At 74.9% G+C, this 510-nt stretch carries 1 pseudogene; it reads right to left on the bottom strand.

Annotated features, from left to right (window positions below):
* Window positions 1-510, bottom strand: a pseudogene (locus tag AOK08_RS33440) (hypothetical protein); the annotation flags it as partial.

The following is a 510-nucleotide window of genomic DNA, read 5'->3' as shown; positions in this document are numbered from 1 at the left end:
GAGGTGCAGGGCGGGGCCGATGCGGTGGGGGCCCGGTCCGAGGCAACCGGCACCGGGGCAACGGGAGCCGGAGTCGGTGCGGCCGGATCCACGGCGGCGGAAGTGACGGTCGGCGCGCTCGGATCCGGCGCGGCGGAATCGGAAGCGGAAGCGAGGACCGGACCCGCGATGGCGGGACCCGCGATGGCGGGAGTCGGAGTGGTGGGAGTCGGCGCGGTGGCAGCGTGGGGCGAGGGCTCGATGCGGCGCAGGTCGCGTTGTGAGCGGCGGTCCGCGCGGCGGGACTGGCGGGGGTTCAGGTGAGCGGGTCCGCGGCCGCCGATGACGCGGGCGAGCGTGAAGAGGAGCAGCACCAGCGCCAGCAGCACCAGCGCCGTACCGAAGGCACGCGTGATCATGGCCGGCTGGGGCGACCTGATGAACGTGAACACAGCCAGCGGCAGCGACATCATCGGGCCCCGGGTGGGGTCCACGTTGAGCGCGGCCGTCGCCCCGGCGGTGAGCAGCACC

This window comes from Streptomyces graminilatus (assembly GCF_001418565.1).
Lineage (GTDB): Bacteria > Actinomycetota > Actinomycetes > Streptomycetales > Streptomycetaceae > Streptomyces > Streptomyces graminilatus.
The sequence above is the reverse complement of the archived record's forward strand: the minus strand, read 5'-3'. Positions and strand labels throughout refer to the sequence as shown.